The sequence below is a fragment of the Bradyrhizobium sp. 147 genome (assembly GCF_023073935.1).
Lineage (GTDB): Bacteria > Pseudomonadota > Alphaproteobacteria > Rhizobiales > Xanthobacteraceae > Bradyrhizobium.
In genome coordinates this window covers 76,452-91,749 of the sequence record NZ_JADPKL010000097.1, presented here as the reverse complement: position 1 = coordinate 91,749, position 15,298 = coordinate 76,452, and the positions used below count along the sequence as shown (strand labels likewise).

General features: G+C 64.0%; 16 protein-coding genes. 12 read left to right on the top strand and 4 right to left on the bottom strand.

What is annotated here, in order from left to right; all coding sequences use genetic code 11:
• The first annotated feature begins 2 nt into the window (after positions 1-2).
• The 6 genes from ilvN (at position 3) to IVA87_RS24660 (ending at position 5,330) form a co-directional block, all read left to right on the top strand.
• Positions 3-545 (top strand): acetolactate synthase small subunit, encoded by a 543-nt coding sequence (gene ilvN, locus IVA87_RS24685; RefSeq protein WP_247278538.1) that lies wholly within the window; start codon positions 3-5, stop codon positions 543-545.
• A gap of 3 nt (positions 546-548) precedes the next feature.
• Positions 549-1,244: a class I SAM-dependent methyltransferase gene (locus tag IVA87_RS24680; RefSeq protein ID WP_247335429.1), complete on the top strand. Its 696-nt coding sequence runs from the start codon at positions 549-551 to the stop codon at positions 1,242-1,244.
• A gap of 45 nt (positions 1,245-1,289) precedes the next feature.
• On the top strand, positions 1,290-2,180 hold the full coding sequence (locus tag IVA87_RS24675) for an EamA family transporter (protein WP_247335428.1): 891 nt from the start codon (positions 1,290-1,292) through the stop codon (positions 2,178-2,180).
• 7 nt (positions 2,181-2,187) lie between these two features.
• Complete coding sequence (locus IVA87_RS24670) at positions 2,188-2,790, top strand: LysE family translocator (RefSeq protein WP_247335427.1); 603 nt, start codon at positions 2,188-2,190, stop codon at positions 2,788-2,790.
• Positions 2,791-2,923: 133 nt separating this feature from the next.
• Positions 2,924-3,943: a ketol-acid reductoisomerase gene (gene ilvC / locus IVA87_RS24665; protein ID WP_247335426.1), complete on the top strand. Its 1,020-nt coding sequence runs from the start codon at positions 2,924-2,926 to the stop codon at positions 3,941-3,943.
• 538 nt (positions 3,944-4,481) lie between these two features.
• The gene (locus IVA87_RS24660) at positions 4,482-5,330 is read left to right on the top strand and encodes an SDR family oxidoreductase (protein WP_247335425.1); all 849 of its coding nucleotides are present in this window, start codon (positions 4,482-4,484) and stop codon (positions 5,328-5,330) included.
• An 11-nt stretch (positions 5,331-5,341) separates the two neighbouring features.
• Here the strand turns inward: IVA87_RS24660 and IVA87_RS24655 are convergent, their stop codons facing one another.
• Entirely contained in the window at positions 5,342-5,962 is a 621-nt protein-coding gene (locus IVA87_RS24655) for a hypothetical protein (RefSeq protein ID WP_247335424.1), read from the bottom strand.
• A gap of 104 nt (positions 5,963-6,066) precedes the next feature.
• Here IVA87_RS24655 and IVA87_RS24650 point away from each other — a divergent pair, with 104 nt between their 5' ends.
• On the top strand, positions 6,067-6,717 hold the full coding sequence (locus IVA87_RS24650) for a TetR/AcrR family transcriptional regulator (RefSeq protein WP_247335421.1): 651 nt from the start codon (positions 6,067-6,069) through the stop codon (positions 6,715-6,717).
• Between the two features lie 210 nt (positions 6,718-6,927).
• Positions 6,928-8,640: an LTA synthase family protein gene (locus IVA87_RS24645; RefSeq protein ID WP_247335418.1), complete on the top strand. Its 1,713-nt coding sequence runs from the start codon at positions 6,928-6,930 to the stop codon at positions 8,638-8,640.
• Positions 8,641-8,756: 116 nt separating this feature from the next.
• On the opposite strand, the gene IVA87_RS24640 is transcribed toward IVA87_RS24645, so the two are convergent.
• Both IVA87_RS24640 and IVA87_RS24635 read right to left on the bottom strand, forming a co-directional pair.
• Positions 8,757-10,316, bottom strand: coding sequence for a glycine betaine ABC transporter substrate-binding protein (locus tag IVA87_RS24640; RefSeq protein WP_247335416.1), 1,560 nt, complete (start codon positions 10,314-10,316; stop codon positions 8,757-8,759).
• Positions 10,313-11,095, bottom strand: coding sequence for an ABC transporter ATP-binding protein (locus IVA87_RS24635; RefSeq protein WP_247335414.1), 783 nt, complete (start codon positions 11,093-11,095; stop codon positions 10,313-10,315). Before IVA87_RS24635 ends, IVA87_RS24640 begins: the two co-directional genes overlap by 4 nt.
• A 136-nt stretch (positions 11,096-11,231) precedes the next feature.
• Between IVA87_RS24635 and IVA87_RS24630 the strand changes: the two genes are divergently transcribed.
• A complete protein-coding gene (locus IVA87_RS24630) occupies positions 11,232-12,050 on the top strand; it encodes an ABC transporter ATP-binding protein (protein WP_247335412.1) in 819 nt (272 codons plus the stop codon).
• A complete protein-coding gene (locus tag IVA87_RS24625; RefSeq protein ID WP_247335411.1) occupies positions 12,050-12,838 on the top strand; it encodes an ABC transporter permease in 789 nt (262 codons plus the stop codon). Before IVA87_RS24630 ends, IVA87_RS24625 begins: the two co-directional genes overlap by 1 nt.
• A gap of 44 nt (positions 12,839-12,882) precedes the next feature.
• Here the strand turns inward: IVA87_RS24625 and IVA87_RS24620 are convergent, their stop codons facing one another.
• On the bottom strand, positions 12,883-13,332 hold the full coding sequence (locus IVA87_RS24620; protein WP_247335408.1) for a cupin domain-containing protein: 450 nt from the start codon (positions 13,330-13,332) through the stop codon (positions 12,883-12,885).
• 138 nt (positions 13,333-13,470) lie between these two features.
• Between IVA87_RS24620 and IVA87_RS24615 the strand changes: the two genes are divergently transcribed.
• Both IVA87_RS24615 and IVA87_RS24610 read left to right on the top strand, forming a co-directional pair.
• On the top strand, positions 13,471-14,496 hold the full coding sequence (locus IVA87_RS24615; RefSeq protein ID WP_247335405.1) for an ABC transporter substrate-binding protein: 1,026 nt from the start codon (positions 13,471-13,473) through the stop codon (positions 14,494-14,496).
• 29 nt (positions 14,497-14,525) lie between these two features.
• Positions 14,526-15,230, top strand: coding sequence for an NUDIX hydrolase (locus IVA87_RS24610; protein WP_247335401.1), 705 nt, complete (start codon positions 14,526-14,528; stop codon positions 15,228-15,230).
• Positions 15,231-15,298 lie beyond the last annotated feature (68 nt).

Genomic DNA, 15,298 nt, shown 5'->3' with positions numbered 1-15,298 from the left:
CAATGAACCAGCCGGCATCCGCCTATTTCATCGAGGACCGTCACGATCCCAACGAGACGCACACGCTCGCCGTGCTCGTGCAGAACGAGCCCGGCGTGCTTGCGCGCGTCATCGGCCTGTTTTCGGGCCGCGGCTACAACATCGAGAGCCTCACGGTCTCGGAAACCGAGAGCCAGAAGCACCTGTCGCGCATCACCATCGTCACCACGGGCACGCCAATGGTGATCGAGCAGATCAAGCACCAGCTCGATCGCATGATTCCGGTCTATCGCGTCGTCGACATGACGCAGACCAAGCGCTCGATCGAGCGGGAGCTCGCGATGGTGAAGGTGCGCGGGCAGGGCGAGCACCGGGTCGAGGCGCTGAGGCTTGCGGATGCGTTCCGCGCCCGCGTGATCGACGCGACGACCGAGAGCTTCGTGTTCGAGATCACAGGCAATACGGACAAGATCAATCAGTATATCGACCTGATGCGCCCGCTCGGCCTCGTCGAGGTGTCGCGCACCGGCGTTGCCGCGATCGGTCGCGGGCCTGAAGGGATGTGAACCATGCTGGCGCGCGACTGGTACTATAACGAGCGGAACCGGATGGGGATCGAGCCCGCAGTGGCGTCGATCTATGACAGCCATGACGATGCCGACCTGCGGGCGCGCGCTGCGCTGAAAATGCTAGGAGTCCAGCGCGGCTGGCGCATCGCCGATATCGGCTGCGGTAACGGCGTGCTGGCCACCGAAGCGGCGCTGATGGGCGCCGAGGTCGATGCTATCGACATCTCCCCCGCGATGCTGGCGCTCGCCGAAATCTATGCACGTGACCGCAAGGCGCCGGTCCGCACCCAATCGGCCGGCCTGCTGAGCTTCTCCTACCGTCCGGAATCCTACGATTTGATCGTCAGCGAGTTCACGCTGCACCATCTGCCGGACTTCTGGAAGGCGGTGGCGATGTCGCGGATCTATCGCGCGCTGAAGCCGGGCGCGAGCTTCTACCTGCGCGACATCGTCTACACTTCAATGCCGGACGCCATTGAGCGCGACGTCGAGCAATGGGCCGACTTCCAGATCAAGAACCACGACTTTTCGCGTGAAGGTGTCGTCGCGCACATGCGCGACGAATATTCCACCTTCAGCTGGGTGATGGAACGGATGCTGACCGACATCGGCTTCGGGCTGGTCTCGGCCGACTACCACGCCCCGATGCACGGAACCTATCTGCTGCGGAAACCGAAAGCCGGCGAGCAAGGCTAGACCAGAACAATAACAGGACTGCACGACAGGGCAGGACCGACAACAATGAAGCCGGCCGACATCCTCATCGCCATCCTGGTGGCGATCATCTGGGGGCTTGCCTTCGTGGCGAGCCGGATCGCGCTCGACGAGTTCTCGCCGGAGCTGATGACGGCGATGCGCTTCACCATTGCCGCAGTACCGTGCCTTTTCATTCCCAAGCCGAAGGTCGCCTGGCCGCTCCTGATCGCGATCAGCGTCACGCTGTTCCTCGGCCAGTTCCTGAGCCAGGCCTATGGCATCGCCCGCGGCGTGCCGGTCGGCCTGGCCAGCGTCGTCGTGCAGAGCCAGGCGCTGTTCACGATCGGCTTCGCCGCTGTCGCATTCGGCGAACGTCCGACGCCGATGCAGACGCTCGGCATCGTCATCGCAGCAGCCGGCCTTTTGATGATCTGCGGGACCGTCGGCTATGATTTCAGCGTCGGCGCCTTCGCGGTGCTGATGATCGCGCCGGTCTGTTTTGCCGTCGGCAATCTCCTGCTGCGGGGCGCCCGTGGTGCGCCGATGTTCGACCTGTTCGCCTGGCTGTGCCTTACTGCCGCGGTGCCGTTGTTCGCGCTCGCGCTGGTCGTCAACGGGCCAACGCCGACCTGGCAGTCGCTGATCCACATGTCTCTGACAGGCCTGATCTGCCTGCTGGTGATCGGCGCCATCTCCACCAGCATCGCCTACTGGCTGTGGGGCCGATTGCTGCGCGATTATCCGGCGGCGCAGGTGGTGCCGTTCGCACTGCTGGTGCCGTTCGTGGGATCGGCCGCCTCCAGCATCGTGTTCGACGAACGATTCGGACCCCTGCGCCTCGCTGGCATGCTGACCGTGATCGGCGGTATCGCGGTGATGGTGCTGGCGCAGCGGCCCAAGGCGTTGCCCAAAGAGCCGCTGCCGAAAGTCGCGTGAGGCGAACATGTCACACTCGCTGTTCTATGCCTTCCTCACCTTCATGGTCGTGATGTACTTCACGCCTGGGCCGAACAACATCATGCTGCTGTCCTCGGGCCTGACCTACGGCTTCCGGCGCACCATTCCCCACATCGTCGGCATCGTCATCGGCTTCGCCTTCATGGTCGCCGCAGTCGGCCTCGGGCTCGGCTCCGTGTTTCTGGCCTATCCTGTCCTCCAGACCATCTTGAAATATGCCGGTGCGGTCTACCTGATCTATCTCGCCGCCGCGATCGCCATGTCCGGGCCGACCAAGCCGGGCGACGGCGCCGCACGCAGCCCGATGACCTTCTGGGGCGCGGCGATGTTTCAATGGATCAACGCCAAAGGCTGGGTGATCGTGATCGGCACCATTACCGCCTACGCGGCGATCGCCCAATTCCCGCTCAACATCGCAATCCAGACCCTGATCAGCCTGCTCTTAGGCACGGTCTCGACCGTGGTCTGGGCTCTGTTCGGCTCTGCATTGCGACCGGTCCTGACCTCAGAGCGGCTGGTCCGTGCCTTCAATGTGCTGATGGCGGTCCTGCTGCTCGCTTCCCTCTACCCCGTCTTCATGGATGCATGATGCCGCAGATTTCCATGCAGAAACGGGTTTCCCAGCGGGCCTAAAATGCTCTAGACAGCCCCCGAAATCCGTCAATTCACCTTCGAAAGATCTGACCATCGGCCGATTCCGGCCCCGAACGAGGAAACGAACTATGCGTGTTTATTACGATCGCGACGCCGACCTGAACCTGATCAAGGGCAAGAAGGTCGCCATCGTCGGCTATGGCAGCCAGGGCCACGCCCATGCGCTGAACCTGAAGGACTCCGGCGTCAAGGAGGTGGCGATTGCGCTGCGCAAGGGGTCGGCCTCGGCCAAGAAGGCGGAGAACGCCGGCTTCAAGGTGATGGAAGTCGCCGAAGCCGCCAAATGGGCTGACCTCGTCATGATGCTGACCCCGGACGAGCTCCAGGGCGACATCTACCGCGAGCACCTGCACGACAACATGAAGAAGGGCGCCGCCCTCGTGTTCGCGCACGGCCTCAACGTCCATTTCAATTTGCTCGATCCGCGCGCCGACCTCGACGTGCTGATGATCGCGCCGAAGGGCCCCGGCCACACCGTGCGCTCGGAGTACCAGCGCGGCGGCGGCGTGCCCTGCCTGATTGCGATCGCCAAGGACGTCTCGGGCAACGCCCATGACCTCGGTCTGTCCTATGCCTCCGCGATCGGCGGCGGCCGCGCCGGCATCATCGAGACCACTTTCAAGGAAGAGTGCGAGACCGACCTGTTCGGCGAGCAGGTGGTGCTCTGCGGCGGCCTGGTCGAGTTGATCAAGGGCGGCTACGAGACTCTGGTCGAAGCCGGCTACGCCCCCGAGATGGCCTATTTCGAGTGCCTGCACGAAGTGAAGCTGATCGTCGACCTGATCTATGAAGGCGGCATTGCCAACATGAACTACTCGATCTCCAACACCGCCGAGTACGGGGAGTATGTCACCGGTCCGCGCATCATTACCGACGAGACCAAGAAGGAGATGCGGAAGGTTCTCGCGGACATCCAGGGCGGCAAGTTCGCGCGCGACTGGATGCTCGAGAACAAGGTCAACCAGACCTCCTTCAAGGCGACCCGCGCCAAGCTCGCTGCCCACCCGATCGAAGAAGTCGGCGCGAAACTGCGCGACATGATGCCCTGGATCAGGAAGGGCGCGCTGGTCGACAAGAGCAAGAACTAAGCCGTTGTGCCCCGGACGCAGCGCAGCATTTTGGTGATGCCCTGCTGATCCGGGGCCAAGCGGCCTCTGGATCCCGGCCCCGCGACGCATCGCTTATGCGCTGCGCCTTGTCGGGGACACGCGAGCGAAAGCTTCGCTCACCAAACAAATCTTTAAGCCTTCGCGACTATGTTCGAGCGAGATCGCAAACGCGATCTTTCTCTTCCTCCTCGCGCGAAGCATAGTTGCTTCATTCAAATTCTTCGCGAGTTGACGCGCTGCTTGAACGCCAAGAACTGACGCTTAAACCACATTCTTGATCTCGCGTCCCTTTTCAAAAATTCTAGAACTCCCTGATCGTGAAAAGGGCTGCGTCGTCAGGGTGAAAGATTCGACTCTTCATCCGCCTGTTCAAGGTGCCTTCGACCTCATGTCGCAACGTTCGCGCGCCGCTTCATCTTAAGAACCGACACCTGCCGCGCGGACTTGCGCGCTGGGCGCCATTTGCACACAGGCACCTTCCTCCTGCATGATCACGCCAACCCGAGGTGGAAAGACCATGCGATCTGTCGTCGTTACCGGGGCGTCTACGGGCATCGGCTGGGCCGTTGCGAAATTCCTGATCGGGCGCGGCTATCGCGTGTTCGGCAGTGTCCGCAAGCAGGCCGACGCCGACCGGCTGCAAGGCGAGTTCGGTGCGAACTTCACCCCGCTGCTGTTCGACGTCACCGACGAGGCGGCAGTCCTCGCGGCCGGGCGAAACGTTCGCGCGGCGTTGGGCGGCGAGACGCTGGCCGGTCTCGTCAACAATGCCGGCATCGCGGTTGCCGGTCCCGTGCTCGAATTGTCGGCCGATGATTTCCGCCGCCAGATGGACGTCAACGTCATTGGCCCTGTCATCGCGACGCAGGCGTTCGGGCCGCTGCTCGGCGCAGACCCCATGCTGAAGGGGCCGAAGGGCCGGATCGTGATGATCAGCTCGGTCGCTGGCAAGAGCGGCAATCCGCTGTCGGCGCCTTACAGCACCTCCAAGCACGCCATCGAGGGCCTGTCGGAGAGCCTGCGCCGCGAGCTGATGCTGTTCGGCATCGACGTCATCATCGTCGCCCCCGGCGCGGTGAAGACGCCGATCTGGAGCAAGGCCGAAGAGATCGACCTTTCCGTCTACCAGAACTCGCCCTATCTGCCGGCGCTGAACAAGGTGATGGCGTTCATGATGGACATCGGCGCCAAGGGCCTGCCCGCCGAGCGCATCGCCGAAATCGTGTTCGAAGCGCTGACGGCGCCAAGCCCGAAGGTGCGCTACCAGATCACGCCGGACCCGCTCCGTCACCTGATTGCGGCCGTGCTACCGAAACGGATGCTCGACCGCATCATCGCCAAGCGGCTCGGATTGCTGCCGCAGTGAGCTTGGGCGTTTCAGCCCGCGGCGACGGTTTGCCCGCGCGGGTGGCGGGCTATCGCTATGATGCGCAACGTCAGCACGATCAGCAGCGGAATGAGGAATGCGGCGTAGAGCGGCATGGCCGGCACGCGCTTGCCGAACGACACCATGAACTGGAAACAGAGATAGTAGCCGCCCGCGACGTGCAGTATGCGCCAGGTGCGCGGTCCGAGCAGCGCGGCGGTGCGGTCGAACGAGGTCGCACTCATCGCGATAATGAAGCCATAGCCGATGCCGCCGAAGATGTAGGAGGCGGCGGAGGTCGCCTGGGCAAAGCCGGCCGGATCCATCCTGGCGAACGCGACGATCGCCGCCGCGTGGATGGCGTGGGAGGACGCGAAGCTCAAGCCTAGATAGCGGCGGTTACGGTGCTGCCAGCGCGTCCAGGCATTGGGCGAGAGCCGCGCCAGCGCCGCGGCACTGAAGGCGAGGCAGAACAGCAGCAGCGAACTTCGCGCCGTGAAGCGGATCACCATGCGAACGCCCTCAACCTCGAACAGCCGCATCGAGGCGATCCACAGGCTCAGGGCGATCAGACTGAGCGTTAGGACGGCAAGCAGCCGCCAGCCTTCGAGCCAGCTTTGACGTTGTGACATGGCGAATCTCCTTTGATGTAATCAGTGATTACATATACAGCAGCAAGATCGTCAATGGTGTAATCGCTGCTTACATTCACGTTCGGGTGATGCTAGAAGACGCCATGCCCGCCCGTCAGACGTCCAAGCCGCGTGCCCGCCGAACACCCGAAGCCCGGCCGTATCACCATGGCGACCTTCGCCGTGTGCTGATTGACGCTGCGCTGCAATTGGCGGCCGAAGGTGCCGAGGTCTCCGTCCGCGAGGCGGCGCGCCGGGCCGCGGTGTCGCCGGGCGCGCCGTTCCGGCACTTTCCGAACCGCGATGCCTTGATGGCGGCGGTGGCCGAGGAGGCGCAGCGGCGCTTCCGCGCCGAGATCGAAGCGGCGCTCGGCGAGGCAGCGCCCAAGAGTCCACTGGAGCGTTTTCGCGCCTTTGGCCTCGCTTACCTGCGCTGGGCCATGCGCAATCCGGCCCATTTCGAGATCATCTCCACCGGACGCTACTTCGCCCATGGCAGCTCGGCGGAGCTGACCCGCGACAATGCCGAGCTGATCGCGCTGTCGGAACGGATGCTGACTGATGCGGCCGAGCAGGGCCTGCTGAGGTCGGCGGATCTGAAGCGCATCCAGATCGCCGCTCGCGCGTTGGTCTACGGTTTTGCCCGGATGAACCTCGATGGCCACTTTCCGCGCTGGGGCATCGAGGAGGGCGAGATCGAGCGGATGGCGGAGGGGGTGATCGACCTGTTCATCGCTGGGATCGCCCAGCCCTGACGTTGAGTAGCTGCCTGCCGGCTGCGGCCCACCGTCTTTCGCTAACAATAAGCGATGTCGGATCGCCGAACGCGTTGCCTGACCTTGACCGTTCCGTTACAGTTTTATGACACGGCGCAGGCTTCCGGCTGCGCTGGGCGCCGCCAGCCGTCTTGATGCCGGCCAAGCGGCTTGGCATCACCGCGCCGGACCAGAAGTTGCGTGTCGTCGATGGCGTCCGCGCCCAATCCAGGTCCTTCTGCCACCACCGCCGTGCTTGCGAGCGTCGCCGCGCTCGGCATCTGGCGGCTGCTCGCGGTCACGGCGCCGCATTTCGCAGCGCTGGCGCTGATGTACGAGACCGAGACCGATTTCGGCTCGCGCCTCTCCTTCGCCCTAGCCTGGGGCATCCTCAACTTCTTCTGGATCACGCTGCTGCGGCGCCCGGCGCTGTCGGGCGCGCTGTCGCTGACCATGGTCGTCGTGCTGGTGCTGCTGTCGCGGCTCAAGCACGAAGTCGTGCAGATGACGGTCAACTTCATCGATTTGATGATGATCGACCGCGACAGCGTCGCGTTCCTGTTCACGATCTTCCCGAATCTGCGCTGGTCGGTGATCCTGGCCGGCCTCGTCACGTTGCCGCTGATGTATGCGCTGTGGTGGCTTGATCCGTTCCGCATCCGCCGGCTGCCGGCGCTTGCCTGCAAGCTCGCCTGTGTTGCCGCACTGGTCGGCTATTCGCTTTATCATCCTGACCAGGCCTGGCGCGGCTATTACGACGATGGCTATCTCTCGAAATTCTTCCGCTCCGGCGTCACAGCGGTCGCCGACTTCGTGCAGTACGGTTTCATGGAATCCGCAGCCTCCACCAACGAGCGGCTCAACGTGCCGCTGGTGGACGCCTGCCATCCTGCGGGCCGCCGCCCCAATATCATCATGATCCATGATGAATCGAGCTTCGACATCCGCGCCGCGCCGGGCATCAAGGTGCCACCGCGTTACGGCGACCATTTCACGTCCTGGGACGGCAAGCAGCGCACGTTCCTGGCCGAGAGCAATGGCGGGCCGAGCTGGTTCACCGAATACAACGTGCTTGCGGGGCTCTCGTCGCGTTCGTTCGGCCGCTTCGCCTATTTCGTGACGCGCATCGCCTCGAACCGCGTCGAACGCGGCCTGCCATTGGCACTGCGCCGTTGCGGCTACGACACCCTGTCGCTTTATCCCGCCCATGGTGGCTTCATGGGCGCGCGCAGCTTCCAGATGACGACCGGCATCGAACGTTTCCTCGATTCGGAGGATCTGGGTGCCAAGGACGTCGAGCCGGACTCCTTCTTCTACGACAAGGCGCTTCAGCTGATAGGGCAACAACCGCCGAACAAGCCGCTGTTCACCTTCATCTATCTCGGCGCCAATCATTTCCCCTGGGAGACGCGCTTCCGTCCCGATCTGCTGCCGAACTGGCGCGCGCCGGGCAACTTGCCGTCCATCGACGAATATCTGCGCCGCCAGGCGATGAGCGCCGAGCAGTACAAAGCTTTCGTCGCCGGTCTGAAGAAGAACTTTCCCGGCGAGCCTTTTCTGATCGTGCGCTACGGCGATCACCAGCCGGAATTCGCGCCGAACCTGCTTGAGCCCGGCCTCGACGAGGGCGCCCTCGGCAAGAAGCTCGACGCTTACGATCCGCGTCTCTACGCAACCTATTATGCGATCGACGCCATCAATTTCGAGCCGGTGAAGAGCGATGCCGTGATGGACACGATCGACGGTCCCTATCTGCCGCTAGTGATCCAGGAAGCTGCCGGCATCCCGCTCGATCCGTCCTTCGCCGAGCAGAAGGAGATCATGCTCCGCTGCAAGGGCATCTTCTATGGCTGCAGGGATGGCGCCGAGGCGCGGCGGCTGAACCGGCTGCTGATCAACGCGGGGATGATCCGGGGGCTGTGATGTCTCTCACGCTCCTTGCGATGAGAGCGCCGTTGGAGCACCCATGCCCCTCCAACGTCTTCCTGGCGAAGGCCCATGGGCGAAAGCCATGACGACGCTGAACCAGTCGCGCCAGCCTACCTGTTGCTCACTTTCTCCCACAGCCACTTCGCCACTGCATCGGGCGATGAATTCGCATCGTTGCCGCTTGCGCGCAGATTGGCTTCGCGCATCGTCGCGATGTCGACCCTGCCGAGCAGCGGCCTCAGCGCAGCCTGCAACCGCTCGTCACCGGCTCGCTTGGGCGCGAGCAGCAGGATCGCGTCGTAGGGCGGGATGGCGTGCCGGGGATCATCGAGCGCGACGAGATCGTATTTCGCAATCAGGCCGTCGCTGGTGTAGCCGGCGATCACGTCGACCTCGCCGCTCGCGACCGCCGCGTACATGAAGTCCGGCTGCATCTGGCGTTGGGTGTGGAATGAAAGCCCATAGGCCTTTTGCAGCGCGGCCCATTCGGGGCGTGAGAAGAACTCGTAGTCGCCGGCGATCGACATGGTCGATGCGTGCGCGGCGAGATCGGCGATGCTGCGGATGCCCAGCGCCTCGGCGCGCTTCCGCGGCATCACCAGCGCATACGCATTCTCAAAGCCGAGCTCGCCGAGCAAGGTGATGTTCTCTTTCCCGAGAGCTGTCCTCAGCTCAGCGAGCAGTTCCGCGCGCGGCTTAATGTCGGTGCGATGCAACTGATTGGCCCAGAGTGTACCGGAATAGTCGACATAGAGATCAATGTCGCCGGCCTTCAGTGCCTCGAAGATCACGCTGGAGCCGAGGCCCGATCGCGCCGTCGCCGAGAGGTCAGCCGCCTGGAGGCGATCCCTGAGCAGGGCAGACAACACATATTGCTCGGCGAAAGTCTTGGCGCCGACGACGTAGCTCTGGGACGAACGCCCCATCGTCGGCACCAGCGTTGCGGCGACCAGTGCCGCGATCCCGATCGCGCCGAGCCCGATGCGCATGCGGCTGCGCTGGCGCAGGCCGGTCTCGAGCAGGCCGAGCAGTTGGTCGACGGCAAGCGCGAGCAGGGCCGAGGCCAGGCAGCCGAACAGCACGAACACCCAGTTCTGGGTCTGAAGCCCCGCGAAGATGTAGTTGCCGAGGCTGGTCTGGCCGATCGGTGTCGACAGCGTCGCGGTGCCGATCACCCACACCGCGGCGGTGCGGATGCCCGCCATCATCACCGGCAGCGCCAGCGGCAGCTCGACCATCACCAGCGATTGTCGCGCGGTCATGCCGACCCCTTTGGCGGCTTCGATCAACGCGGGATCGATGCCGTTGAGGCCGGTGATGCCATTGCGCAGCACCGGCAGCATCGAATAGAGCGCGAGCGCCAGCACGGCCGGCAGGAAGCCGAAAGCGGAAAAGGAAAAGCCGAACCAGGCGAGCGTGACGGAGGCCAGCAGCAGCAGGAGCGGATAGAACAGCGCAAGAAGCGCAAGTCCAGGGACTGTCTGCACGATGCTGGCAAGCGCAAGCAGGATGCCGCGGGGCGCCGGGTGGTTGCGTGTGAGGAGTGCCAACGGCAGGCTCGCAATCAGGCCTAGCGCAAGCGCGGCGAGACTCACCCGCACATGGTTGCCGAGATAGTCGGGCAAATGCGACAGCGCCTCGCCCCAGCGCGGATCGGTGAAGAGGCTCATGCCGCACCGCTCGTTGGCAGCCGCGCATTCAATCGCTCGACCTGGCGCCGCGGCGTGCGCAACAATTCCAGCACGTAGGCGTCGCCGCTTTCCGACAGCTCTGCCGGCGTGCCCTGTGCGAGCAGCTTTCCAGCGCGCATCACCGCAATGCGGTCGGCGAGCAGGATGGCCTCCGTCATGTCATGCGTAATCATGACAGAGGTCAGGCCGAGCTTGCGGTGCAGGTCGCGAAAATCCTCGCCGAGCGCATCGCGGGTGAGGGGATCGAGCGCGCCGAACGGCTCGTCCATCAGCACGATCCGAGGTTTTGCCGCGAGCGCCCGCGCCACGCCGACACGCTGGCGCTGGCCGCCGGAGAGCGCCTCCGGCAGCCGGTCGCGATGCGCGGCGCGGTCGAGCTGCACGAGCTCCAGCAGCTCGTCGACGCGCGCGGCAATATCCGCAGCCGGCACGCCCAGCAGCTTTGGCGTGACACCGATATTGTCAGCAACGCTCAAATGCGGAAACAGCCCACCGGCCTGGAACACGTAGCCGATCCGCCGCCGCAGCGCGACTGGATCGACATTCTGCACGTCCTCGCTCTCCACCGTGATCGTGCCGCTGTCCGCCTCGATCAATCGGTTGGCGAGCCGCAGCAGGGTGGTCTTGCCGGAGCCCGAGCCACCCACGATGGCCAGAAACTCGCCGTCGGCGATATCGAGCGACACGTCGTCGACGGCTTTGAGCGGGCCGAAGCTCTTGGTGACACGTGCATAGCTGATCGCCAGCTTGGAGGGCATCGCGGGTAAGCTCGCTCTTACCTTCCCATGCAGGGGAGGGTGAAGGGGAAGAGCTGCATGCGTAGCACGCTTGGCGCCTTGATTGAACTTGGTCGCGCGAGCGGCTAAGGCATCGGTCCAGGTTTGGAGGAAGCACATGACGACGCCCACGGCAGTGGCGCTGGAAGATGCCAAGGTCGCGTTCCATCTCCGGGACGGACGGGACTATACGGCGGTGGAGAAAGCCCATCTCACGGTGGCGCAGGGCGAGTTCGTCGCCATTGTCGGCCCGACCGGCTGCGGGAAATCCACGCTGCTCAACGTCGCCGCCGGGCTGCTCAAGCCCGCAGCCGGCAGCGTCAGGATATTCGACCAGCCGCTCGCAGGGCTGAACCGGGATGCCGGCTACCTGTTCCAATCCGATGCACTGTTCCCGTGGAAGACCGCGCTCGACAATGTCGCGATCGGGCTCGAGATCAAGGGCACGCAGCGCTCCGAAGCGCTGCCGCGGGCGCAGCAATGGCTGACCTCCGTCGGCCTCGGTGCGTTCGCAGGCCGCTATCCACACATGCTCTCGGGCGGCCAGCGCAAGCGCGTGGCGCTGGCGCAGGTGCTGATCCGCGATCCAAAAATCCTGCTGATGGACGAGCCGTTTGGGCCGCTCGATGCGCAGACGCGCCAGGTCATGGGCAATCTGCTGCTCGATCTCTGGAACGCCGACCGCAAGGCGGTGCTGTTCGTCACCCACGATCTCGAAGAGGCGATCGCACTCGCCGATCGCGTCGTGATCATGTCGGCGGGGCCGTCCTCGCGCATCATCGGTGACTGGCGCGTGCGCTTGCCGCGCCCGCGCGACATTTTTGAGGTCCGGCTCGATAAGGAGTTTCATTCACTGCATCGCGAGATCTGGGGCGTGCTCAAGGACGAGGTGATGAAGGGTTACGTGCAATCCACGCAGGCGGCGGAGGCGGTCTGATGTCGCGCCCGATGCTGCTTGCGCTGCAAGTCCTGGTCGCGGTCGTCTGCATTGTGCTGTGGCAAGTGCTCTCGACCGTCCCAATCTTCGGCAAGATCCTGCTGCCGCCGTTCTTCTTCTCCAATCCGTTCGACGTATTCAGCCAGATCGTGAAGTGGTTCGCGTCCGGCGTGATCTGGAAACATCTCGGAATCACGCTCGCGGAATCGATCCTCGCTTTCGTGATCGGCTCGATCGGCGGCGTGCTGGTCGGCTTCTGGTTTGCGCGCCAGCCACTGGTCGCAGCCGTGTTCGACCCTTACGTCAAGATGGTCAACGCGCTGCCGCGCGTCGTGCTGGCGCCGATCTTCGCGCTGTGGCTCGGCCTCGGCATCTGGTCCAAGGTCGCGCTCGGTGTGACGCTGGTCTTCTTCATCGTCTTCTTCAACGTCTATCAGGGCGTGAAGGAAGTCAGCCGCACTGTGCTGGACAATGGCCGCATGCTCGGCATGAGCGAGCGCCAATTGATGCAGCACGTCTATTGGCCGTCGGCGCTGTCCTGGATGTTCTCCTCGCTGCATACGTCGGTCGGCTTCGCCGTGGTCGGCGCGGTCGTCGGCGAATATCTCGGATCGGCCGCCGGGCTTGGCTATCTCATTCAGCAGGCCGAAGGCATCTTCGACGTCGCCGGCGTGTTCGCCGGCATGTTCGTGCTGTCCGCCTTCGTGATCCTGATCGACTTTGGCGTCACGCTGGTGGAGCGGCGGCTATTGGTTTGGCGGCCGACGGCGTCGGACGGTCGCGGCTAGGGCGCAAGGGGCCGCGCGTCGGCGCGAGCCCCGATCGCGAACGTTCAATCCAGCAGCTTGGTGTCGTCGGGTGCCTGCGGCGGTGTCTTGATCGCGATCGCCTTGACCTGGCCGCTGATCGGCTTGGTGCCGCCATGCGGCGTGCCCTTCGGGATGATCACGAGATCGCCGGGCTTCACCGTCACCTCCTTGTCGCCGAGCCAGATCGTCCCGGTGCCGTCTAGGATGTACTGAATCTCGTTGGTGTTGGGATGCATGTGCTTGGGCACGTTGCCGACCTGGATCGAGACCGTGGCACCGTCCGCGCTCGCGAACATCTTGGAGCGGTAGCCGACAGCGTTTGCGGGCCCGAGCGCATCGCCCTCCATCTCGCCGGTATGGATGATCTGCGCGGTGATGTTTTCGGCGGCGAGCGCCGGCCGGAGCAGTTGGGTGGCGCCGCATCCGGCGGCAAAGGCGGCGGCGATCGACAGGCCGGCAGCAAGGCGATTCATGGATGATCCTCCCCATCAAGAATTGTTCTTGTTTTCGCATGCTATTGCGCCGAAAGGCCGATGGCCAGCCCACTTAGGCGGTGCTTCTCAAGCCTGCCCCGCTGCTCTATGGTGCCGCCCGCCGAACGGAGGAAACCAATGAAGAACACGATTGCCAGGCTCGCCGGCGCGCTGCTCGCGCTGACGCTCACCATCGGTCTTGCCGCGGCGCAAACCAAGGTGACCATCGCGGTCGGCGGCGGCTCTTGCCTGTGCTACCTGCCCACCGTGCTGGCCAAGCAGCTCGGCGAATACGAGAAGGCCGGCGTCAGTGTCGAGCTGGTCGACCTCAAGGGCGGGTCGGACGCACTCAAAGCCGTGCTCGGCGGCAGCGCCGACGTCGTCTCCGGTTACTTCGACCATTGCGTCAATCTCGCCGCCAAGAAGCAGGAGCTTCAGGCCTTCGTGGTCTATGACCGCTATCCCGGCCTCGTACTGGTGGTCGCGCCCTCTCGGACCAATGACATCAAGTCGGTGAAGGATCTCGCCGGCAAGAAGGTCGGCGTGAGCGCCCCTGGCTCCTCCACCGACTTCTTCCTGAAATTCATGCTCAAGAAGAACGGCCTCGATCCCGCCGGCACCGCCGTGATCGGCGTCGGCCTTGGCGCCACCGCGGTCGCAGCCATGGAGCAGGGCCAGATCGACGCGGCAGTGATGCTCGATCCGTCCGTCACCGTGCTTCAGGGCAACCACAAGGATTTACGCATTCTTTCCGACACCCGCACCCAGAAGGACACGCTCGAGACGTTCGGCGGCGAATATCCGGGCGGCGCGTTGTACTCGACGGCAGCCTGGGTCAACGGTCATGAGAAGGAGACACAGGCGCTTACGAATGCGATCCTGGCAACGCTCGCCTGGATCCATTCGCATTCGCCCGAGGAGATCATGGCGAAGATGCCGGAGGAGACGGTCGGCAAGAACAAGGATCTCTATCTCGCTGCGCTGAAGAACACGATCCCGATGTTTTCCGAAACCGGCAAGATGGACCCGAAGGGCGCGGAGGCCGTGCTTGCGGTGTTCAGCGTCGGTTCGCCCGAGGTGGCGAACGCCAAGATCGACGTCAGCAAGACCTTCACCAACAAGTTCGTCGATCAGGCCAAGAAGACCACGGGGACTGCCAAATAAGTGACGCGAAGGCGTAGTGGTCAGGCGTCATGACGTCACCGGTCATTCATCGCGTCTCGGCGCTTGATCTTGCGGTGCGGCCCGTCGTGTGGCCGTTCGCCGAGGAGCGTCGCGCCGAGATCGCGGCGCATTTTGCCGAGAAGCAGCGCGAGCGCCCGAAGATCTGGAATGGTCGCGTGCTGCTCGGGCGCGACGCCGTGTTCACGGACGGCCATTTCGCCGCGACCTATTTCGAGACCGATTTCGCCAGCTTCCTCGCCTGGCGCGACTGGGGCTTTCCTGATCCGGCCGTGTTCAACGGTTTTGGCATGGGCGCGCTGCGCACCTCCGACGGCGCCTTCGTACTGGGTGAGATGGCGCAGCACACGGCCAATTCGGGCCGCATCTATTTCCCTTCGGGCACGCCCGACCTCGACGACATCAAGGACGGGGCTCTCGACATTCCCGGCAGCGTCGTCCGCGAGGTCGCGGAGGAGACGGGGCTGACCGCCGACGACTACGCGGCGGAGGCGGACTGGCACTGCGTGGTCTCCGGCCGTGTGATTGCGATGATTCAGGTCCTCAACCTGGACATGTCGGGCGAGGTGGCCCGCGCCCGGATCGAAGCCAATCTCGCGCGCGAGGCCGAGCCCGAACTGTCGGCCATTCATCTCGTGCGCGGGATGAGCGATCTCACGCCGTCCATGCCGCGATTTGTCACGGCCTTTATTGCACAGCGGCTCGCCTCTCGCTGACGCGCGAGGCTTGACATCGCTTCTCTCAGCCCATGTGATGGGCGAAAAAGCAAAAGCAACAAGAATGC